The organism is Tumebacillus lacus (genome assembly GCF_026410385.1).
Lineage (GTDB): Bacteria > Bacillota > Bacilli > Tumebacillales > Tumebacillaceae > Tumebacillus > Tumebacillus lacus.
The window spans coordinates 234,034-257,701 of record NZ_JAPMLT010000002.1; the positions used below are offsets into that span (position 1 = coordinate 234,034).

Below are 23,668 nucleotides of genomic sequence, written 5' to 3' on the forward strand. Positions count from 1 at the left end.
ATATATCCGTATTTTCATTCAATACAGAATTGGTGTCAATAATCTTCGTGTTGATTATCTATTATTATTCAACACCATCCCTCTCATCTCTTGACACTCAAATTAAAAGGTTGATATTCTACTCTTATTATACGATAATTAATACATCTTTTCTATCGTTTTGTGCAAACGTTTCCACCATCTAACCTGAAGGGATGAATAGGCTTGGCTGATCGAACTGCACTCGATGAAAAACGTGAGCGGCTACGCAAACTCCTGCTGGAGAAAGCACAACGTCCGCAGCAATATCCCTTGACATATGGACAACAGGCGCTGTGGTATCTCCATCAGTTGGCACCGGATACCTCGTCCTACCATATCTTATTTACCGCTCGCATCCAGTCGCCGGTCGAACATGGGGCGTTTCAAGAGGCCGTGTCGCAGCTGACCGCCCGACATCCGGCGATGCGCACGACGATCACCAAAGAGGGCGAACAATTGATGCAGTGCGTACACCACGAGATGGACATCCCGGTGACCCTGCACGACACCGCCGCCCTGAGCGAAGAAGAGGTGCGCCGACAAGTGCTGGCCGCCGCCAACAGCCCGTTCTCTTTTGCTGATGGACCGCTGTTTCGCTTCGACCTTTTTGCCCGACCGACCGATACGATTTTGCTGATAGCCATCCATCATATCCTTTCTGATTTTTGGTCGCTGTCCATCCTTCTCGACGAGTTAGGACAACTCTATCAGGCAGCCTTGTCCTCTGTGCCCGCCGCTTTGCCTCCTGTCAAAGGTACATACGCCAAGCATGTTCGCTGGCAGCTTGATCTGCTAACCGGTACAGAAGGACAAACGTTGCGCGACTATTGGGAACAAGAGTTAAGCGGTGATCTGCCTGCCCTTTCCTTGCCCACCGATTTTCGACGCCCCTCCACCCAGTCCTATCAGGGATCCACCTACTATTTCGAAATTGACCCCGCGCTCGTCCACCAGATTGACGCCCTTGCCCGCACGGAGCGAGTGACGCCCTATGTCACGCTGCTCTCCGCCTTTCAAACCTTCTTGCATCGGTACAGCGGCCAAGACGACATCTTGGTCGGCTCCCCGACAGCGGGACGAAACCGTCTGGAGATGGAGGATGTGATCGGATACTTCGCAAACCCGATCACGTTGCGCGCATCCTTTAACGGGTCCGTGACTTTCCGCGAACTGTTGAACACAAACAAAAGCAAAGTACTTCATGGTCTCGCACACCAAGACTACCCGTTCTCGCTGCTCGTTGAACAACTCAAACAGGAGCGCGATCCCAGCCGTTCGCCGATCTTTCAAGCGATGTTCGCTTTCCACAAAGCCACTCATCTTAAGGAACAGGGCTTGACGCGATACATATCGGGAGACCCGCAGGCCCGACTTGATCTGCACGGCATGCAGCTCTCCTCCTATTTGATTCCGCAACAGGAGGGCCAATTTGACGTCACCCTCTCTCTGACAAAGGACGACCATGTGCTGCGTGGGGGTTTTTCGTATAACACCGATCTGTTCGCTCATGAAACGATCGAGCGCATGGCAGCCCACTTCCAAGTGTTGCTCCGGCATCTTTTGCAAGATCCGGACGGTGACGTGAGACAGGCGCCGCTCTTGCACGAGGCGGAGCGTCAGAAAGTCCTGTACGAGTGGAACCAGCCTCAGACGATACATGAGATGCAGCCGGTGCATGAACGGCTGGCTGTGCAAGCTCAACGAACGCCGGAGGCGGCGGCCATCGTATGCGGCGATCAGATCCTTCGCTACGGCGAGCTGATGGCCAAAGCGCAACGCACAGCCCGGCGCTTGCAGACGCTGGGCCTTCAACCGCAGGAACGAGTCGGCGTACTGCTGGCGCGTTCGCTCCATCTGCCCGTCGGACTGATCGGGATTCTCCAAGCGGGCGGTGTGTATGTGCCGCTTGATCCGCAGTACCCGGAGGAACGCCTTCGTTACATCGTGGAAGACAGCGGGCTGACGACGATCTTGACCACTCGCGAAGATGCCCCGCGCATCCCGGTGTCTTCCGTACGCCTTGTCTGCCTCGACGAGTTGGAAGACGAAGCTTGCGGAGAACCGATCGAGCGGACTGTATCGCTCCACCAGCCGGCGTACGTGATCTACACATCCGGCTCCACCGGCCGACCAAAGGGCGTCGAGATCGAACACGGCCCGCTGATCTCTCATCTGCTTACCATCAAGGAGTACTATCAGATCACATCAGAGGACTGTGTGTTGCAGTTCTCCTCGTACAGTTTCGACACATCGATTGAACAGATGCTGTCCGCTCTGCTCTCCGGGGCCACCGTCGTCTTGCGCGGACCGGAGCTTTGGAGTCCGCACGACTTGTTGCAACAGGTACATCAACACCGGATCAGCGTCATGAACTTGCCCACCTCCTATTGGAATCAGTTGGTGCAGACTTGGCGGGAATTACAAGTTCCTTTGCCGCAGTCCCTGCGCCTGATGATCGTCGGGGGGGAAGCCATGCTGCCGATGCACGTCCAGGCTTGGCAAGAGTTGCCGACGGCCGACATCCGTTTGCTCAACGTATACGGTCCGACGGAGACGGTCGTCACCTCGCACGCCTATGAGATCACAGCCGATGCGGCCGCGCTCGCCCCCGACAAAGCCGTTCCAATCGGGCGCACGCTGGGCTGCCGCACGTCCTATGTCCTCGATGATTTCGGGAACCCCGTCCCGCTCGGGGTGCCGGGTGAACTGCACATTGGCGGCATCAGCCTCGCGCGCGGCTACGTGAACCGACCGGAGCTTACTGTACAAAAGTTTGTAGCCGACCCGTTCGGAACGGACACAGGCTCACGTCTGTACAAGACGGGCGACCTCGTGCGCTTGCGTGCAGACGGAGTGCTCGAGTTCCTCGGCCGCCTCGACAACCAAGTCAAGATCCGCGGATTCCGAATCGAAACAGAAGAGATCGAAGCTGTCCTGCTGAACCACGAAAGCGTACGGGAGAGCGTCGTACTCGTACAGGAAGCACCTGCCGGGGAGAAACGTCTCCTTGCTTTCTGTGTCCCCGCCGACTCGGCCGAAGTCACCGCGCATGACCTGCGTGAATTCTGTCAAGGAAGATTGGCCGAATACATGGTGCCCTCCGCCTTCTTGCTCGTAGATGCGATCCCGCTCACAGCAAACGGAAAAGCGAATCGTGCCGCCCTCTTGGCCTTGGAACTGCCGCAGGAGCAGCGCGATGCAGTCGCCCCGCGAAATGACGTGGAACAGGCACTCGCAGCGATCTGGTCTCAGGTCCTGCACCAAGAGTCGATGGGCGTTCATGACAACTTCTTCGAGCGAGGCGGCGATTCCATTCTGGCCTTGCAGGTGATCATGCAAGCTGCAAAGTTGAATCTTCGCATCACCCCGAATCAGTTATTTGAGCATCCGACAATCGCCAAGTTGAGCGCTGTTGCCGACACGACTCTTTACCAAGGAACGCACAGGAAGATTCCGCTCACCGAAGAGCAATACCAGTTGCTCACGACTGTATCGAGACCGGCACGTCAGAAAGCCTTTTGGCTCACCGGGGCGGATTGGTCGATACGCGAGATCGAAGACAGCCTTCGCGCTCTGCTGCATCAGCATGAAGCGCTGCGTCTGCAGATGGAGCCCGACTCCAAAGTCTGGGTACAGCCCGGGCCTGAGTCTTCAACCTCCCTCCCGCTCCAGCTCATCGATCTGCGAAAGGTCCCTCAACAGGAACAACAACTGCTGATGGAACAAACGTTTGAACAGGCCATCCATGCTGCATCCGGTCCCATGTGGCAAGCCGTGCTGTTCGACCGTGGAGATGATCAGGAGAGCATGCTGTGCCTCATCGGCGACCGGCTGTTGGTCGACGACAGCATGTGGGCGTTGCTCATACACGAGTTCCAGATGGCCCTCCAGCAGGCTCGAACAGGCATGCTGAAACAAGAAACGGCCAAGACCGCATGGCCGACGTGGAAGCCGCCTGCAACAGACTCCCGTTCAGCGCTCATGTTGTTTGAAAAAACGGCTGCCCTTGGGTTCTCGCTGTCGGTACTCGAAACGCAAGCCTTGTTGCAATCCGCTCGCCGCATGTACCGCGCAACGCCCGAGACCGTTCTGCGGACAGCTGTGGCACAGAGCCTTGAGATCGATACGACGTTGTCGGAGAACAAACACGGTCAACACCCCGCTTCTGAAACTGGAGTGGACGTGATCTTCTATGGAAGTCTGTCCTCCTTCAACACGTCCGTTTTGACGTCGATCCGCCCGCATGCGCACGGGACGGTGACCGGAACTCGCGTGGTCATCCACGGGTTTTTGTTCCAAGAACGATTGCACATCCTGTTCCAATACTCGACCGAGGTCGTTGACCTTCAGGCGATCCAAACGTTGGCCGCACGACTTGAAACCGAGTTGCAAAACCTGCACGACCACTGCCGCCAACAAACGGATCCCGTTCTTTCCGTAGGGGACTTCCCGCTTGCGAACGTGAAGACGGAAGACTATCGCTGGTTGTCCTCACGCTATGAAGACATCGAGGACCTCTATCCGCTCACTCCTGTACAGGCCGGAATGGTCTACCACAACTTGACCTCTGCCCAGCCGGACTTGTACGTCGCGCAGTTTGATTGCAAGTTGGAAGGGAACTTGGAAGCCTCCTCCTTCCAGACCGCCTGGCAGACGGTGGTCAACCGGCACAGCATCTTGCGAACCGCTTTTGTTTGTACACACCTTTCCGAACCGCTGCAAGTGGTCGCGGCACGGGTGAACGTCCCCTGGACGGAGCTTGATTGGCGGGACAGCACATCCGCAGAGCGCGAGCAGAGACTTGAGCGGCTGATTCAAGCAGAGCGAAACACGCCGTTTGACTTGGAGACGGCCCCGTTGATGCGCGTTCATCTCATCCGGTTGACGGAGGACCTGTACCATCTCGTTCTGACCAACCATCATCTGCTCTTGGACGGTTGGTCGCTCATTCAATTCCTGCAGGAAGTGTTGAGCGCATACGATCAACTGCAAGTCGGCGGCGGCGTGTCTCTGACGACCCCCCGCGACTACCGCGACTATATCGCCTGGTACCAAGCGCAAGACTGGCACCAAGCGGAGCAGTTCTGGCGCGACCTCTTGCAAGGGTGTCACACGCCGACGCCGCTCCATCTCAAACCTGCGACCCACGATCAGGTGTCATCCTTTTTGGAGGCATCATATACGCTGTCGGCCACCGAGACTCGCGCCTTGCAAGCAGCCGCCTTGCAGCAGAACATCACGCTGAACACCTTGCTGCAAGGAGCGTGGGCACTGCTGTTGCGCGACCGGAGCGGACACACCGACGTTGTATTCGGAGCCGCTTCATCCGGACGTCCCAGCGAGTTGGCGGGGGCGGATTCCATCGTGGGACTGTTCATCAACACCCTTCCGGTACGCGTGCAGACACGCGACGGCGAAAAATGGGCGGACAGCCTGCGCATCCTGCAAGACACCCAACTTCAAGCACGCCGTCATGAAGGCACACCGTTATCGCTCATCCACTCGTGGTGCGGATTGGTTCGCGGGCAGGCACTGTTTGAAAGCATCGTGGCGTTTGAGAATCTTCCGGTCCATTCGTCACAGTTCAAGCGTCGCGACTTGCAGTTGAGCGACATCCGCAACACGGTGCGCAACCACTATCCGCTCTGCCTGAAAGTCACACCCGGTCACGAGCTGATGTTGCAACTTGAAGAAGACGGGAACCGGATGACCCGTCAGGAACTCGAAACGACCCTGTCGCACCTCCGCCATCTGCTTCTGACGATGGCAGAACGACCGGAAGCATGTTGGGACGATCTCCACACGGCCCTCACGTCGTATCAAAAGGCTGAAAAAGCGCAGCGCCAGCAGGCACTCCAAAACGACAAACTCGCCAAGCTCAAGTCCATGCTTGCGAAAAAATGACAGCGCAGTTGCAAATTGAAGGGGGCTGTTTCATGCTCTTCCAGAACCGCACGTTCCGATATCTCTTCATTTCCTATGGATTTTCCCTGCTCGGCTCCTGCTTCGCCTCGTTGGCACTCAACCTGTGGGTGTTGCAAACGACAGGCAGCGCACGCATCATGTTCCTGCTGTTCCTCGTCGTGTTGGTCGTCACACTCTCCGCAGGCAACATCGCCGGGACATTTGCCGACCGCTTCGACCGCAGGACGATCATGTGGGTCTGCGACTTGCTGAACGCTGCGATCATGGCAGTCATCTCGCTGTGCATGTACTTGAACTACACGCCGCTCGCGCTGGTCCTGGTGATCGTCGGGCTTCAGACGTTCGTCATGCTGTTTCATGGGCCCGCGTTTCATGCGTCCCTGAGCAACATCCTCCAAAAAGAGTTGATTCCCAAAGCGACAGCCTCGATCAACATCATCGACAATGTCGCACGGATTCTCGGTCTAGCGGTCGGGGGGACTGTCGTCGGCTTCTTTGGCACCGCGGCCGCAACGGGTGTCAATGCGGTCACCTATGTGTTATCTGCGATCTTCGTCCTGTTCGCCGGCAAGTTTCAATCGGCTCATGTGCAGAACTCGCATGCACCCTCCACCGACGAGCCGATCACAGCGGACTCCCCGGTGACGGAACCCGTTGCCGAACCGACCGGGACGAAGGGGTTTTGGCAAGATTTCACCGCTGGATTTCGCTTTATGTTCGGTGATCCGTTTACTCGAAGCATCATTATCCTCATGCCGGTCATCTCCGCTTTCTTCACGATGTCGCTGATGATGATTCAAGTCATGACCGTGATCGTGTGGAAGGCCGCCCCGGCCGAGTTCGGAATCATCGAGGCTTGCGTGCCATTGGGTTATATCACCGCGTCTTGGATTCTGATGAAGTTGGATACCCGGATCAAGAAAAAGGGATTCTGGATCTTCGTCGGCACGCTGGGACTCGGTCCGATCTTCATCCTCATCTCGCGGATGAACGAACCGGCGCAAGTCTATCCGCTCATCTTCGCCCTCGGGTTTATGTATTGCCTCTGCACGCTGTTGCTCAATGTCGCCATCCGAGTGGAGGTCGATTCGGGGTTGCAGGGCCGGGTATTCGGGATGGTCGCAACGGTGAACGGTCCGCTGCTGACGCTCTGTGTCGGCTTCTCCACATTTTTTGCAGACAGCATCGGCCCGCAAAACGTCTTGCTGTTTGCCGGGGCTCTGTTGACTCTCTGCGCAGCCGTATTGACCGTTGTTTTGACCCCGTTGCGCCGTTATCAGTCCCTGTCAAACCTCACCAAGAGCACCTCCGCCTAGAAAACGAAAAGACCCGCCTTCTCAGGAAGGCGGGTCTTTTTTCACTTAGTTGGCTTCCAGTTCTTGCAGGAGCCTTTCGATCTCTTCGTCCGACAGATCGTCGAGATCCTCCGGCTTCAAATGGTCGAGATGCGACAGGACATCGTCCCCCGACGAGATCTCGGTCTGCATTTGGCTGTTCAGACTGTGGGAGATCTCCTTGACGCTCACCCCTCGGAGGAGTTCGACGACAGGCACCGATACCCCGAACGTCTTCTCCAACCGACTTCTGAGTTCGAGTGCCAGCATGGAATCAAGACCCATCGAAGTCAACGGCTCGTCATTCACCAGCTGTTCGCGATTGAGTAACAAGACGTGAGACACGGAGTCTTTCACATACGCCTCCAAAAGCTCTTGGCGCAGTACCGGGTCGCTCTCGTTCTGCAGGGATTCGCGGATGTTTTCTTTGCCGGTCTCCGGCTCCTCCTTCGCCTGCTGCTGCGCACTTTGCGCGTAGACGTCGTCCAGCATCGCCGGGAATTCGCCCAGCGGGTAGTTCGTCTGGCACGCGACGTTCCAGACGAGCGGCGAGACCATGACTTGCGGCTTGCTGTGACCCATGACATGACCGAATGCCTCCAACCCCTTGGCATTGGTGATCGGATAGTTCCCGCGCTTGGCGAAGAACTCGATCAGGTCTAAATCGTTGGCCATGCCGACTTCTCCCCACGGGCCCCAGTTGATGCTCAGCGCCGGTTTGCCAAGTGCGTGCCGGTAGCGTGCCAACGCATTGAGGAATTCGTTGCCGGCCGCATAGTTGCCTTGACCCGGTGAGACGATCAACGATGCAACCGATGAGAAGAGGATGAAAAAGTCCAGCGGCGCATCATGAAATTGAGTATGAAGATTCCATGCGCCTTGTACTTTCGGACGCAGGACGGATGCGTATTCATCGGCCGTCATGGAGAGAAGCATCTGCGGCTTTGACGTTCCGGCAGAATGGATGATCCCCCGAATGCTCGGCCATCCCTCCGCTTCATAAGCCTCCACGAAAGCGGCAAGCGCACCGGCATCGGCGACATCGAACCCTGCGACGTGAACACTGGCACCGAGCGCTTCCAGCGCACGCACAGAGGCGATGCGCTGACCCGTACGGCTGTCAGGATCCACCTGTTTCCATTCGATACGCGGCGGCAAGGCTTCACGGCCCACCAAGATCAAACGGCGCGCCCCGCGTTCAATCAGATGCGCGGCCACCAGCAAGCCCAGTGCCCCGAACCCGCCGGTAATCATGTAGCTGGCATCTTGACGAAGTTGCGGCGGCAACGGGAGACTCAGATCCTGGCAGTCCACAAGACGTGCCACATAGCGCACACGGTTGCGGTACGCCACTTGATCTTCACGGTCGGTGCGGCGAATCTCCTTGGCCAGGAGCGCAGCCGACTCGTCGACAGCGCTGGCCGGGTCCAGATCCACGATCCCGCCCCAGATGTCACGATGCTCCTGCTGCCCGATGACACGAGCCAACCCCCACAGCGTCGATTGCGCCACTTGGGTACCCGCTTCGTTCGCCACCGTTTGCGCCCCCGACGTCACAAGCCACATCTTTGGAGCCTTGCGCCACGGGTATTGTGCCACCGCTTGGGTGAGATGCAAGACGCTCAGGCCTCCGAGCACTTCAGCCTGCGCCAAAGTCTCGTCTGTCAAATGAACTGTATCTGCGATGTCCAAGCTGTACAGATGCACGATGCCGCGCAGGTGCAACGGATCGTGACCGTTTTCCGCCTGCAGATCGGTGAGCAGACGGTGGTAATCGTCAGTCGAACCCGGACGCACGGCATACAGATCCTCAGCCACTTTTGAATACTGCGATCCGGCCTGCACCATGATCGCTCGGTCACCGTTCTCCCGCAGACGCTCGGCCAACCGGGTGCCCACTCCATCGCGATCGGTGCAGAGCAGCCAGAGATCACCCGTGTTCGCCGCCTCCGTGTCCGTCATCAACTCTTGCTCCACCCACGACAACTCACTGTACGTCATCGGTACATTGCCCATCACCTGTTGCGAATCATCTTTCAACGATCTTGCCCGGCACCCGGCGACCTCGAAGAGCGTATTGCCCTCCTCGTCGAACAGGCGGATGTCCCCTGTCAGCTCCACGTCCGTCTGCTCGCAGATTTTGGCGTGAATCCACATGACCTGCGAGCGAATCGTTCCGCCGAAAATGCCGTGATCGATCCCCGTCGGCATGTAGACCGTCTCTTCACCTTCTCGCGGAAGAGCAGCAGCCAGCGATTGAAACATATAGTCGAGAACGACCGGGTGCATCTCATAGTCGCCCATCTCAGGGAGTATGGCATCCGGTACGCGGATCTGTACCAACACTTCCCCCTGTCCGTTATGCCAGAGGCGTTCAATGCCTTGGAAAGTCGGACCGTACACCAAGCCCAATTTGCGGAAATGCTCATAAGTCTGCTCTTTCGTCACCTCCGAGGTGAGGCGAACTTGCAAATCGGACAACGAGACCTTGGGCACCTGATACCGGTTTTTCCAGAGAACTTTCCCGCTGGAGTGCAGAGGAAGATCTGCCGCCGGATTCGTGGCATCAACGATTCGGTACGTCCCTGCCTCCGGATCAAGGTGCAGTTGCAAGTTGGCATTCCTCTCCTGAGACAAGAACAGCGCTTTATGGAATTCGACCTCGCCGACACCGTAGATGACACCCGGTTTCGCACCCAGCAGATCGTTAATCCCTTGGCAGACCATTTCAAAATAGGCCGCTCCCGGGAAGACAATCGAGCTTTGAATTTGATGATCCGCCAGATAGGTGATCTGCGAAGTGTTGATCTCCGTCTCCCATGCCGGATGAGGAACATGGAGACGGTTTCCGAGCAAGGGGCGACGTTTTTCTCCCAGACGATCCTGCGCGGACTCGTGCGATTCGTTCCAATGGCGTTCCCGCTGCCACGGATAGCCGGGGAGTTTGATGGCGCGGCCGGTCGGATTCAGAGCCGCCCACTCCACCTCCTGCCCTCCCGTATACAACTGACCGAGCGAACCGAGCAGGATCTGTTGCTCATCTTGTCCCCGACGCATCGACGTGGCGATCTTGCCGCTGCGGTTTGAGGCGTCGAGACACTCCGAGATCGAACTTGCCAGCACCGGATGGGGACCGACTTCGAGGAACCGGCTGTATCCGTCTTGGAGCAACTCATTCGTTGCCGCCGCGAAAAGCACAGAATCGCGTACGTTCAACCACCAATAGTGCGCGTCTGCCTGCGTGCCTTCGATTCTCCGGCCCGTAACGGTCGAGTAGAGCGGCAGATGCGTATCCGTCAGCTGCAGGTCGCCAAGCACCTCCAGCAGTTCTTCCCGCAACGGGTCCATGTAATGGCTGTGGTACGGCACTTTCACAAAGAGATATTTGCAAAATACGCCTTTTGCCTCCAAGGGAGCCACCACAAGTTCCAATGCATCCGGATCTCCGACCAGCGTTACGCTCGAAGGGCTGTTGAGCGCTGCAATCGACACGCGGTCTTCCAACCCTTTCAAATAAGGCAAGACATCTTGATGCGGCAAGGAGACTGCCACCAGTTTCCCCTGTCCCGTGGTCAACTGTTGGAGACGGCTGCGATGGTAGATCACTTTGATCGCTTCGTCCAAAGACATGGCCCCTGCCACGTAACAGGCAGCCGCTTCCCCCGCACTGTGGCCGACGATTGCATCCGGCACCACTCCATACGATTTCCAAAGCTCGGTCAAACCGACTTGCAGGAAAAAGTTTGCCGGCTGTGCCACTTCCGTTTCGGCCATGCGCGAACGAGATTCATCCTTCAGCATCTCCTCAAGCACCGACCACCCGGCCTGTTTTTGAAAACGTGCATCACAGTCATCAAGAGCCGCACGGAACACCGGTTCTTCGCGGTACAGTTGCTGACCCATGCCCCACCACTGAGGCCCCATGCCCGTGTAGACAAATACCAATGGCTCCGGTTCGTTTCCAGCTTGGCCTGCTGCCAGACCAGGACGAGATTCTTGGTTGAGATACGCTTGAAGCGAGTCGAGCAAGTCTTCGCTTGATTTGGCCAATACGGCGAGACGATGAGGGTGATGGTCACGGCGCTGACTTGCCCAATGCGCGAGATCCGACAAGGAAGCCCCTTCCAGCAACCCACCGTCCCCCAACTCCCGCATCCACGTAGACGCCTGCTGTTGCAGCGCCTCCGGACTACGCGCGGAAAGCGGCACCACGCGGTAAGATGCCTGTTCCTGTACGTCGTCCTTCAAAGCCGCAGGGATCGGAGCCGCCTCCAGCACAGCATGTGCATTCGTTCCGCCAAATCCAAACGAGTTCACGCCCGCCAAGCGCGGCCCTTCCGTCTCGGGCCACGGAGTCAGTTCTTGCGGCACTTTCAATTTCAACTGCTCCAAATCGATCTTCGGATTGGCAGACAGCAGATGCAGATGTTTGGGGATCTGCCCGTGATGCAGGGCGAGCGCTGCTTTGATCAGACCTGCCACGCCGGCCGCAGCCTCCGTGTGTCCGAAATTCGTTTTGACCGACCCGATGTAGCAGACATCCTGCTCCCCGCGACCGTCGGAAAGCACCGTCCCAATGGCATTCGCTTCAATCGGATCTCCGACCGGCGTCCCCGTTCCATGAGCTTCCACATACTGAATCTCACTGGGCTTCACACCAGCGCGCGCATAGGCTTCGCGCATCAACTTCTCTTGTGCTTCCCCGCGCGGCACCGTCAGCCCGGAGGAGTTCCCATCTTGGTTGACAGCCGTTCCGCGGATCAACGCATAGATGGAGTCCCCGTCTGCAACCGCTTGCGCAAACGGCTTTAAAACGACGATGCCGGCGCCTTCTGCCCGCACATATCCGTTGGCTCGCGAATCAAATGCCCGGGAACGCCCGTCCGGCGACAACATCCCGGCCTTCGACTCCGAAACGGTGATGTCCGGTTTCAACATCACGTTGACACCCCCGGCGATCGCCAGACCCGTTTCGCCGTTCCAAAGACTCTGGCAAGCGAGATGCACGGCAACCAATGAAGAGGAACAGGCCGTATCAACCGCAACGGACGGACCTTGAAAATCGAATACATACGACAGTCGGTTTGCAAGCAACGTCATCATGACACCGGTTGCCGTATGCGAACCCACAACGTGTCGATTCCGCTCCGCAAATTGCAAATATTTATAATCCAGCGTGAACCCGCCGATGAACACCCCGGTCCGGCTGCCGCGCAGCTTGTCGGCCCGTTGTCCGCCGTCCTCCAGCGCCTCCCAGCAAACTTCTAACAACAAGCGTTGCTGCGGATCGAGCATGGAGGCCTCGCGTGGTGAGATCCCAAAGAACGAAGCGTCAAACAAATCGATGGAATCTAAAAAACCGCCCCATTTCGTGTACGTCTTGCCCGGCTTTCCACGGTTTGGGTCAAAAAACCTTTGTTGGCTCCAACGATCCTCGGGGACTTCGGTTATCGCATCAACGCCCTCGGTCAACAGGTTCCAAAAACTTCTCGGGCTGTCGACTCCGCCTGGAAATCGGCAACCGATCCCTACGATCGCGATCGGCTCTCTCTCATTGGTATTCAAATTTGTCATACAAGATCTCCCCCTTTAAACTGCGCGAAAACAACAAAAATTCAATTTTTTGTACGAAAAAGCAATCTGCGAGACAGCCCTTGAACACCTCCCCAACATCACCGTTTATTCCACCAGTTTAGAATCATCTCAGTACTTGAAACGAAGAGAAAATCCGTTTTCGATTAAGATAATCATTTACTGCAATCATTTGATGCACCCATCTTCAAATACATTTTACCAATTATTTCGCATAAATTAAATAGATATGATCTGAAAGTCTTTCGTTTCTGATCAAACCAAAGCGGCCTCCGCGCAAGACGGAGGCCGCTACTTTTCATTCGATGACAGTCTAGTCTCGATTCAACCGCTCCGCCAACTCCACAAAAAACGCCAGTGACTCAGGATTGGCCATCGAGTCCGGGTTGACCGACTTCTCCAGCGGCATCCCGAGCAGGATCTTCCGCACCGGCACCTCCAACTTTTTCCCGTTCAGCGTCTTCGGGATCTGCTTCACCTCATACACCTCATCCGGCACAAATCGGGGAGAGAGCTTTGTCCGAATGTCGTTTTGGATCGCCTCTTTCAGCTCATCGTCCAGCACATGCCCCGGCTGCATCACCACAAACATCGGCAAAAACGAATCGCGCCCGATATACTCCAAATCGATCACGAGGCTCTCCAGGATCTCCTCCCGCGCCTCCGCGATCCGATACAGGTCGCTGGTGCCCATCCGCACGCCGGCGCGGTTGATCGTCGAGTCGGAACGCCCGAAGATCACGCACGAGCCGTCCTCGTGGATCTGAATCCAGTCCCCGTGCCGCCATACGCCCGGATACATATCAAAATAGCTCTCCTGATACCGCAGATTCCCCTCGTCATTCCAGAAATACAGCGGCATCGAAGGCATCGGAGCGGTCACGACCAATTCCCCCACTTCGCCCACCACGGACCGGCCCTCTTCATCGAACGCCTCGACCCGCGCGCCCAATGCCCGGCTTTGCAACAGCCCGGCCCGCACAGCCAGCGTCGGCGAACCGCCGACAAACGCCGCACACACATCCGTCCCGCCGCTGAGCGACCCGAGCCACACATTGCGGTTCACATGCTCATACACCCAGGCAAATCCTTCCGCCGTCAGCGGAGCCGCCGTCGAGCCGATCGACTTGAGGCGCGACAGATCGGCGATCTGATTCGGCTTCACTCCAAACTTCGCACACGCGTTGAGATACCCGGCGCTCGTGCCGAAAAACGTCACGCCGAGATCCTCGATCACGTCCCACAGCACCGCCATCGACGGATACGACGGCGAGCCGTCATACAGCACGATCGCCGACCCGGCGAGCAGACCGCTCATCAGCAGATTCCACATCATCCAGCCGGTCGTCGTGTACCAGAAAAAGACGTCGTCCTCCGTCGTCGTCTGCTCGATCAAAAGCGTCTCCAAATGCTCGATCAAGATCCCGCCATGCCCGTGCACAATCGGTTTCGGCAGCCCCGTCGTCCCCGACGAATACAAAATCCACAGCGGATGATCGAACGCCACCTGTTCAAACGTCAGCTCATGCGTTCCGGCGACCGCATCCGCCCAAAGCACATCATCAGATGCCGTCGAGCCTTGCCCTTCCGCCAAACGCACATCCCCGGACGCTTGCAGCGCTTCTTCGATAAACGGAATCACCACCGTCTTCTTCAACGTCGGCAGTTGCTTCTTCAATTCCTCGATTACCGACCGCTTGTCATGCACCTTTCCGTTAAACTGGCAGCCGTCCACCGCGATCAGCACCGTCGGCTCGATCTGCTGAAACCGGTCCACCACGCTCGCCGTCCCAAAGTCGGGCGAGCAGATCGACCAGATCGCCCCGATGCTGGCACAGGCCAGAAAGGCGACCACCGCCTCCGGGATGTTCGGCAAGTACGCCACCACCCGGTCGCCCGGTCGCACCCCCATCTCCTTCAGCGCATGAGCCACGGCGGCCGTCTTCTCCCGCAGTTCCTTCCAGCTCACTTCTTGCTTCGCCGACCGCTCCGAACGGACATACAACGCCGCCTTGTCATCCGGCCGATTCAAAAACACATGCTCCGCGTAGTTCAGCTCCGCCCCGATAAACCACTTCGCCCCCGGCATCTCGCTCTTCGCCAGCACCTGCTGATACGGCTTGGACGCTTTTACCCCGCAGTACTCCCACACGCTGCCCCAGAAATCTTCCTGCTGGTCCACCGACCATCGCCACAGTTCCTGATGATCCGCAAACGTCAGGCCGAGTCTCTCCTCCACCCAGCGTTGATACTTCGTCAGATTCTGCTCCTCCATCCACTCCGCCGTGGGTTGCCACAGCAAGCTGCCATCCGCGATCCCCTTCGTCATGCGAGCACCTCCGCCAAACCGAATGTTCGGTTGATTGATTTTGTAAAAATCATATCACACTTCAAGGCTCTCATGTATTTTTTTCATACACCCTTGACACGGACAAGGAACTTCGCATAATATACTCACATAAAGTAAGTCACAAACAAAAAATAATCAAACAACAGAAAGGTAGTGTTTCATATGAATCTTGGTCTGCTCATCATCCGTCTTGTCGTCGGTCTGCTCTTCATGGGCCACGGTGCCCAAAAACTGTTTGGCTGGTTTGGCGGCTACGGCCTCCAAGGCACCGGCGGCTGGCTGGAATCCATCGGCGTCAAACCGGGCGTCCTGATGGCGTTCATCGCCGGCCTCTCCGAACTGGTCGGCGGCGCGCTCTTTGCAGCCGGCGTCTTCACCCCGGTCGGGGCCGCACTGATCGTCATCACCATGCTCGTTGCCATCTTCACCGTCCACGGCAAAAACGGACTCTGGGCCACGCAAAACGGTATGGAATACAACCTGGTCCTGATCGCCCTCGCAGTCGGCGTCGCACTGATCGGCCCGGGCGCTTACGTATTGCTCTAATTTCACAGGACATACGAAAAAGGCCGTATCCTCACTCGGACACGGCCTTTTTCCTCGTTCCCGTTTCACAAACACAAAGCCAACTGCTCCTCCCCAACCTCCGTCACAGCCACACCGAACACGCCCGCCAGATGACCATAGCATGTCCTCGCCTGACGAATCTCCTTGTTCATGACCGGATCGCCTCCGTCCTAGAGATCTCCATCCTCCAGCAACAACCTCACCGCCTTCCGCAGCATCGCCGGCAACTTCTCAAACGCAAACTCCGTCTGCAGCCGCTCCGTCCATTTGTGCGCATCACGCCCGACCGGTCCGAGGTTCAGCACCGGTACGTCCAGTGCCTGCAACTCCTTCAACGGCAGCGAGTACCCGCGTTCCCACAGCGGCATATTGGCGACGAGATCGGTCAGCGACTCCATCGGGTATTGCAGCCCGACATAGCTCAGATCGGAGATGCCGGCAAAATAATGCACCGTCTCAAACGCCACATCATGCTCCCGTTTCGCGTACTCCAGCACTTGCGGCAACACCCGCTGGATGCGCGGATGTTCGCTCGCATTCACCGCCGGATAGAACGGCGGGGCAAAGAACACCACAATCATCGGCCCGAGCTCCCGGCACATCGCCGTCACGGCATCGACGAGTTCAATCGTCACGTCCCGGTCATCACGCGCCGTTCCTTTCCCCAACACACCCGCCTGCACCGCATCCACCTTCTCCTGCCCGTGCAGCCGCACCGCTTCCTCCACCAGTTCCGCAAACGTCAGCACCCGCACCGTAAACGCATGCGCCTCCGCCCCCGACACCTCCGCATACGCCCGCGAACGCGCCGCATGCGTGTCAGCGATCTTTTGCGCGGCCCGTTCCGCCGTCTGCCGCAATGCCTGCATCAGTTCATCCAGCGGCTGATTCAGTACAAACAGATTGTACAGAGCCACCCCGCGATGCGACACCTGCACGTTGTACTCCGTCTTCAGATCCTTCTGCACCAATGTCGTCGGAGGCGGCGTCACTTCCTCCCCGTACCGCTGATAAAACTCCGTCGCCAGCTCCATCTCACACGTCACCGTCGACGTCATCAGATTCGCATTCAACCCCGACAACGGCTCCCCTACATGCGTCTCCTTGCCCACGCAGAAAAAGCCTGGCAACACCTTGCCGATCGACCCCGTATAGATAAAGTTCCGGTCATCCCCCGGCTCCGTATTAAACATCGGCTCCGAATTCAACACCGCCTGATACTCCAGCCCGTATGTATCCGCCCACTCCACCAACTTCGGCACAGCCGCCCGCATCCCGACCGAATTCACTTCCTCATCCGGCACCGTCAGCAGCAGCACATTCCCGTCAAACTCCCCCAGACCGGCCCGCTCGATGAGCGCCATGTGCATCGCCAGCCCGCATTTCATATCCATCGACCCGCGCCCAAACACCCACTCCCTTTGCGCCATGTCGAGCTGCACCGGTTCCGGCAGCCGCTCCTTGTGCGCGTAAAACGTCTCCGTGATCGCTTCCATAGAAAACGCATCATCTCTGTAATCCCCGTAGTCCTGCACATCCACCACATCAAAATGGCTCACCAACACCACCGTCTTGCGCGCCGCCGGGCTCTGCTTCACCAACGCCGTCACAAAATACCGCCCATCCCCCGTCGGATGCAACGCCACCTGCTCCGGGTGCGCCTGAAAATACGGCAACTCCCGCAGTTGCCCCGCGATCTTCCCCGCCAACTCTACCTCAGCCGCAGACCCCGTCACGCTCGGCACGCCCACCAACTCGCCAAGCAGCCGGCGCAGACCCTCGCTCGTCGTCCATTTTCCCGTCATGTCTATGCACCCCTCTTGATTTCTCAAATGAAGATCAGATTGTTACCTCCATGATAGAACACCCCCTCCCCGCAAGCAAGAAAAGCCCCCGACATCGCGCGAGAACCTCACGAGGTCGGGGGCTTCCTTGTTCATGTGCAGTTCCGACTAGGGGATATACAGATCCAGCGAGTCGCCTTTCATATCATATCGGTACGAATAGAAGCTCAAAATGCTGTGCTCACCCGTGTACCCTTGCTTGGATTCGTCATAGATCAGGAAGAGACGGCCCGTGCCAAATTCCTCCCACCAGTTTTTCAAGACGCCATCGCTGACCGGGTCCCCTTGGATGATGTACTTCTCAACCGGGTAGTTCCGGATGTGATCCCATTCGGTCGGCGTGAAGTAACCCGGCTCATAGAAACCCGGTGCATTAAACGTCACCGTCTTGAGATAACCGGAATTGGAACCAAGCAGATTGCGGTCTTTCACCATCACCGTCATATAGCTCGCCATCCAACCGCCGAGCGAGTGACCGGTCAAGGTGAGTTTGTAGTTCGGATAGGTCTTCTTAATCGCACGCAGAAACTTCTTCGCATCCGCGCTTTGGTCCACATATCGGTTCGTGATCAATTCAAGGTCGGACTTCAGATCCTCAAAGTCGGTGATTTCGGTGCCGCGGAACGCAACGACGATCTCCTTCGTTCTCGGATTTTTGAAAGCAGAAGCGGAGAAACCGGAGGAACTGTTCAAATAACCGGCGATGCGCCATTGATCGATCGGAGCATACGCTCCATCGAAGCCATAGTCATTGAACAACACTTCCGCTTTATAGTCCGTGTTGTTGTAGACATCACGCAACTCCGCATAGTAGTTGTCGCCCGGAGTGCCATCAAACGACTGGTAGACTTTCTTTTGAATGTAGTTTCTGAGATTGAAATACGAGTAGTGGGAGAACTTGACCAACTCAAGGTTCGTCGAGTTGTAGGTCTTGGACGCGTCAGGCGCGACCTCTTCCATTTCCGGTGCCACCTCGTACTCAGACAACGGATCGAGTACCAGCGTGTTATAGGTCAGAGTGACGTTATACCGGTACAGATCCGGCAGCTTTCTCGTCACCGTGCCGCTGTACGCTTGCGTGTAGTCGGTGTACGTTTGCGACGGTTGTTTCACTTCACCTGCGTACTGCTGGAAATACTTCGTGACCGTCTTGTACGCCGTCCCGCTGTACGACTGTCTCCAGACCGTGGAAGTCGTGCCCGGCTGGTAGACCGTGCCGGAGTACGTCACAGTGCCGTTCGCATACGCATAGAGACCGGAGTACGAGCAGGACCCCGCCGCGTAGCTCGATTTGTAGAGCGTGCCCGTGTAGCCGCTGCCGTCGCTGTACGACACCGAGGCCGGAGCCAGGTTGTACGCAGCCGTATGCGCGGCACTGCAAGAATCGGTGCTCTTGCCCGTAGAAGAGCGCGTCGACGTCGCCGACTTGCTCGCCCCCGGCACCGTCGTCGTGCTGGACGTCGCCGTGCCGCTCTTCGACAACGTGCCCGAGTAGCCGTTCGCGTCCAAATACGGGATCGTATCCGGGAAACTGTTCGTCGAGCTCGTCCGGCTCCCCGTCGCCGTGATCGAGAGCGTCGAGTTGGTGCTGGTCACACTGCCGGACTTGTACAGCGTGCCCGTATACCCGTCCGCATCCGAGTACGAGTACGAATAGGGGAAGGTAGTGGTCGTTCCTTCCAGCGTTTTATACGCCGTCTTGATCTGGCCCGGGATCGTGTACGTGTTCGGCACATACGAGCCGGACGGATACAACGTGCCCGCATACCCCTCCGCATCCGGCCCGTAGCTCATGCTCGCCGGGAAGGACGTCGTGTTGCTCACCTGCGAACGAGTCGCCGTTTTCGACTCCGTCGCACCGGTGATCAGTTGGCCTTGATCCGCCTTCACCGTGACCGAGTCCATGTCCTGAACATAGGACACCGTGCCGTTGTCGACACTGATCGACGTCACCTGATCGATGTCCGGGATGAAGATCGTCTTCTCCCCGGCCGGAGTGGCCGACTCGATGGAGATCGTTTCGGTAAACGTCTCTCCAGCCGCCTGGGCAGGAGAGGCGAGACCGGTCAGCGATCCCGTGACCAGCGTCAAACTGAGCGCGAGAGAGCCCAAAGTTCGTACCTTTTTACTAGACATGTAGATTGCCCCTTCTCTGGTAGATTGCTGCTTTACGAATATACTATATCTTCCAGTTATGGATTTCAATAGGTAATTTGTTATTTTACAACAATCATTTCACTCACCCTGTAAAAGACAATGAAAAAAGCCCGCTCACACGGTTAGGTGCAAGGCGGGCTTTAGCAGTCTTTTTTATGCAAAAGAAGGTAATAAAAAGAGCCTGGAAGCCCAGGCTCTTCAAGAGATCCTTTGGAACGATGCAATTTCGCCAATGCGTCTGCATCGTTTTATCCAAAGTCGTCACCGGGAAAGTAGTTTTACTTCATGTAGAACGCCTACGCCTATCAATCATTCCACAAAAAGTAAAGAGACCATCCGGCAAGAGGTTTTGAGCACTCAGGCACGCCTCCTCCGCTTCTTGCCACCGTTCGAGTTGCGTCATCAGTTTGGCGTACTCGACGAGTGCGATCCCTTGCTCCTCCTCCCTGCCAAGGTTCGCAAGCTGCAGGATCGTGTCTTTCAGTAGCGACTCCGCCTCACTCTCCCGTCCCGACTCCGCATAGGTGACCGCGCACGTCACCTGATTGCGCACCTCATTTATGAGAACATACGATGCGTGCTATAAATAAAATAAGAGATACAATTCGAAATGGGTTATAATAAATACATATAGATTTTCACAATACACCGATCCGGTTTAATCTTCTTTCAGAAGGAGTCAAGCAAAAAAAGGAGAATTCGCGCACGACACCACACAAAGACTCGGAATGGACAGTCTACATTCCTCGATCGTTGCAAAGTAGGATCGACGATTTACATGAGGTTTTCCTCACACATTTCGATTACAATATCTCGCTGCTCACCCTCGAACTGCAAGTACTAGAGGACTCAAAAGTTGGAAGGTACTCTCCCAGCAAGTTTAGGGTTACACTGACCCACGGCCATGCAAAAAAAGTCGAAATGGAACTGACCGACCTCTTCGATGATAACCAGAGTTCGTTTATCGACTTTCTTGCATACCGGGACGGATTCATGTGGCCCCTTGGCAGTGTACTAAAATTGGAGAAGCTCCAGATTGCAGAAGATACACAGGATGAAGCAACAGCCCTCACCCATTTGGCCGTATCGCTCGCCATGTCCCTCGCAGAATGTGTAGTTGTAGAGGAGCAGAAGATGTTGCGTCAATCGGTAGCCGTACAGCAGATCTGGAAAGACAGGCTATGGATTTCGAAGTGAAAAGGAGATCGAATATCAAGGAGTCCGCTACTGGCGTTTCGATGACCCTGCCAGTATGATGTACTAACAACGTGGCATTTCTGGAAAACGCGGATGGAAAGCCCCCCAGCGGGAGGTCTTTTGCTGTCTAAGCGGATCACGAGCGAGTTCGGGGAATTGGAGGTCGCGTGGGAGAATTCGAAACCCAAGAATTGTGCGACAGTTTCAGAGTCATCTATCTCTCATCCTCAATCTCATACAGACAATCGATCAAATCAGCAATCGATCTCGCAACCGGATAGATCGCACGCTCGGGATCTTCCGAAGCCGCCTCATGCTCCCAAAATACAATCGCCGGTTGTGTCAGATCTTCTTGTTGGCGGTAGTCGAAACAAATGAAGTTCCCAAACGCATCGCTGGCAAACGGATATACGCCCTCCACCAATCGTTCCTCGATCCCTTCATACACTCCCACTATATAAGTAGGCTTTGACGCATCATAGCTCAAAAATCGATTAAAAACGGCCTCACCGTATTTCTCCACGTCAAACGTATTCGGCAGCACGGCCGCACCGTGATGCTCCACCGCAACTTCCACATACTCACGCGGAAATTTCACGCCATACAGCTGCTCCACCTGAGCGATGACCTGTCTCTCAATCCATGACCAAACTTCCATTCCACATTCGGCATCATGTCTCAACCACATGATGAACAAACGCAAACCCCGCCTCTTCGATCACTCCCGCGACGTGTTCCAAAAACTGATATCCCAATGGAGTCGGCACATACCGGGCAAAGACCTTTATCTCAAACTCCCTGCCTTCTGCTTTCGGATACGAACTGTACACTTCACCGCTTTCAAGAAAGCTCAGATAGAAATTGATCTTTTCCTGCAACAAAAGCAGATGCCCTTCTTCCTCTTCCCAATCCTGTTCATCAATGATCGCAAGCGTGACTTGCCCGCCCGTTTTGTCGATACCGATCGAATCAACGACATTCAATTTATCTAATGCCATCTATGAACCCCTCCTGCTGCTTATTCTTCTTTTGGTCGTACCACCTTTACTTCCCCTGGAGGTATCTTCGTTCCTCCCACATAAGGAGGCTTCCCATTTCCTACGACCGTTCCACCACTCTCTGCGATCTCAGGAAAAGCTGTTCTTTGATTTTTTGTAAGTGGCGCAGTAGAAGAAGATTTGGCTTCCGTAATCTCCGTTTGGCCCGTCTCCTTATTTCTCCCTAAGAAGTCGACACGTGTTTTCGTTCCGCTTTCTGTTCGAATTGTAATCTGCTCGGCCACGTCATCGTGAGTCTGTGAAAGCTGATTGCTTACTTCCTTTTCAAATTTCTCACCGTTTGCTTTGTTCTCTCTCATCTGCTTTGCTTTATCTGAAATACTGGATGTGCTTCCTTTTCCAGAGTCTAGGCTACTTTTGAACAATTTCCAATCTTTTACACCGTTTTGAGTAGCCTGAGCAGCGGACGCCGTCCCATAAGCCGCCGATACTGCACCAACTGCCGCTACAGCCAATCCAGGCGTTGCCGCTACGATGGTAACTACTCCTGAAACTGCAATTGCGGCTTCACTCAATCCGCCAGTGACTGCTCCCATTCCAAAGTCTGCCAAAGTAGTTCCGATCGCTCCTGCTGCGGCATCCCCGGCTATTCGTCCTAAATAATAGGCACTGCTTCTCCCTTCCTGATCAAGCAAGTACCCCTCGAATTTCCCGAATGTCATACTATTTGCAAACGCAAAAACAGCCCCTTCCGCGAAATCGCCGAAGTTTCCGACCGCAATATCCGCATACTCCCGGTACTCTTCCGGCATCATGGCGAAGAGGTCTTCGATTCCCTCATCCATCAGTTCGTCCAGTTCACCAACTGCCTCTGCGACGGCGTCCTGCAGTCCTTCTACCGCTTCCTCGATCACATCACTCACGCCGTCGACGATCTCCTCGGCCGTGTCCTTGGCAGACTCCCACAGTGACTCGAGGAATCCTCCCGCCTTTTCCCATGCTGAAGGATCGGAGCCCGCTTTGCCGTGTCCAAAATGCATACGGTTCACCATGCTGCCAATGTCATCGAAGTAGCGACCGGCTGTCGTGTTGGCTTGTTGCTCTAAGGAATGCCGCTGATAGGAGAGCCGCGAGATCTGCTCGTTTATCGATGCCCTCCGTTGATCATCCGCGCCCCAGAGATCCATTTCAAGCGAACGGATCCGAGAGCGCATCGTATCCGCTTGATCCAACAGATCATTAACGTGATCCAATTGCATCGCCAAACTGCTCAGAACGGTGGCAGTGCGCTGAAAGGCTTGTCCGGCCAGCATCACATCTTCACGTATCTGCCCGACCACCATTTGATATGACTCCGCACCCTCCCCGCGCCAGCCTTCCGTCCCTGTCAGTAACGTCGACACAGCCTGATCCATCTGTCGAGCATTCCCTTGCAGTTCCTGTCCGGCTGCGGCAAAACGTTGTGCCCCAGCCCGTATGAGTGTGGTATCTGCCCTTCTTCTCAACGAACACACCTGCCTTGCATCATCTAAAATGGTAATTCCACTCTAACCTCTATTACACGCCGCCTGTTAGTGGAAAAATGAATGTTAAAGATCTAATCATCATCCATACCGGACCACAATCAATGACAGCACCGCACACCCCACAAAAGGCTTCCAGATCTCCTGGAAGCCTCTCTGC

10 protein-coding genes are annotated in these 23,668 nt (G+C 56.0%); 3 read left to right on the forward strand and 7 right to left on the reverse strand.

Annotated features, from left to right (window positions below; genetic code table 11):
- The first annotated feature begins 204 nt into the window (after positions 1-204).
- Together OS242_RS05545 and OS242_RS05550 are read left to right on the forward strand one after the other, a co-directional pair.
- A complete protein-coding gene (locus tag OS242_RS05545; protein ID WP_267150660.1) occupies positions 205-5,925 on the forward strand; it encodes a non-ribosomal peptide synthetase in 5,721 nt (1,906 codons plus the stop codon).
- Between the two features lie 32 nt (positions 5,926-5,957).
- A complete protein-coding gene (locus OS242_RS05550; RefSeq protein ID WP_267150661.1) occupies positions 5,958-7,262 on the forward strand; it encodes an MFS transporter in 1,305 nt (434 codons plus the stop codon).
- A gap of 45 nt (positions 7,263-7,307) precedes the next feature.
- Here the strand turns inward: OS242_RS05550 and OS242_RS05555 are convergent, their stop codons facing one another.
- Positions 7,308-12,854: a type I polyketide synthase gene (locus tag OS242_RS05555; RefSeq protein ID WP_267150662.1), complete on the reverse strand. Its 5,547-nt coding sequence runs from the start codon at positions 12,852-12,854 to the stop codon at positions 7,308-7,310.
- A gap of 331 nt (positions 12,855-13,185) precedes the next feature.
- The gene (locus OS242_RS05560) at positions 13,186-15,201 is read right to left on the reverse strand and encodes an acetoacetate--CoA ligase (protein ID WP_267150663.1); all 2,016 of its coding nucleotides are present in this window, start codon (positions 15,199-15,201) and stop codon (positions 13,186-13,188) included.
- A gap of 183 nt (positions 15,202-15,384) precedes the next feature.
- Between OS242_RS05560 and OS242_RS05565 the strand changes: the two genes are divergently transcribed.
- Positions 15,385-15,768 carry a DoxX family protein gene (locus tag OS242_RS05565; RefSeq protein WP_267150664.1) on the forward strand — a complete coding sequence of 128 codons (384 nt, stop codon included), beginning with the start codon at positions 15,385-15,387 and terminating at the stop codon, positions 15,766-15,768.
- A 191-nt stretch (positions 15,769-15,959) separates the two neighbouring features.
- Here the strand turns inward: OS242_RS05565 and OS242_RS05570 are convergent, their stop codons facing one another.
- From OS242_RS05570 to OS242_RS05590, 5 genes are all read right to left on the reverse strand, one after another.
- Positions 15,960-17,594 carry a M20/M25/M40 family metallo-hydrolase gene (locus tag OS242_RS05570; RefSeq protein WP_267150665.1) on the reverse strand — a complete coding sequence of 545 codons (1,635 nt, stop codon included), beginning with the start codon at positions 17,592-17,594 and terminating at the stop codon, positions 15,960-15,962.
- Positions 17,595-17,741: 147 nt separating this feature from the next.
- Positions 17,742-19,769 carry an Mbeg1-like protein gene (locus OS242_RS05575; protein WP_267150666.1) on the reverse strand — a complete coding sequence of 676 codons (2,028 nt, stop codon included), beginning with the start codon at positions 19,767-19,769 and terminating at the stop codon, positions 17,742-17,744.
- Between the two features lie 1,432 nt (positions 19,770-21,201).
- Positions 21,202-21,675 carry an SMI1/KNR4 family protein gene (locus OS242_RS05580; RefSeq protein ID WP_267150981.1) on the reverse strand — a complete coding sequence of 158 codons (474 nt, stop codon included), beginning with the start codon at positions 21,673-21,675 and terminating at the stop codon, positions 21,202-21,204.
- A complete protein-coding gene (locus OS242_RS05585; protein WP_267150667.1) occupies positions 21,659-21,985 on the reverse strand; it encodes a DUF6572 domain-containing protein in 327 nt (108 codons plus the stop codon). Before OS242_RS05585 ends, OS242_RS05580 begins: the two co-directional genes overlap by 17 nt.
- 20 nt (positions 21,986-22,005) lie before the next feature.
- Positions 22,006-23,328: a DNA-binding protein gene (locus OS242_RS05590; protein WP_267150668.1), complete on the reverse strand. Its 1,323-nt coding sequence runs from the start codon at positions 23,326-23,328 to the stop codon at positions 22,006-22,008.
- Between the last annotated feature and the right edge of the window lie 340 nt (positions 23,329-23,668).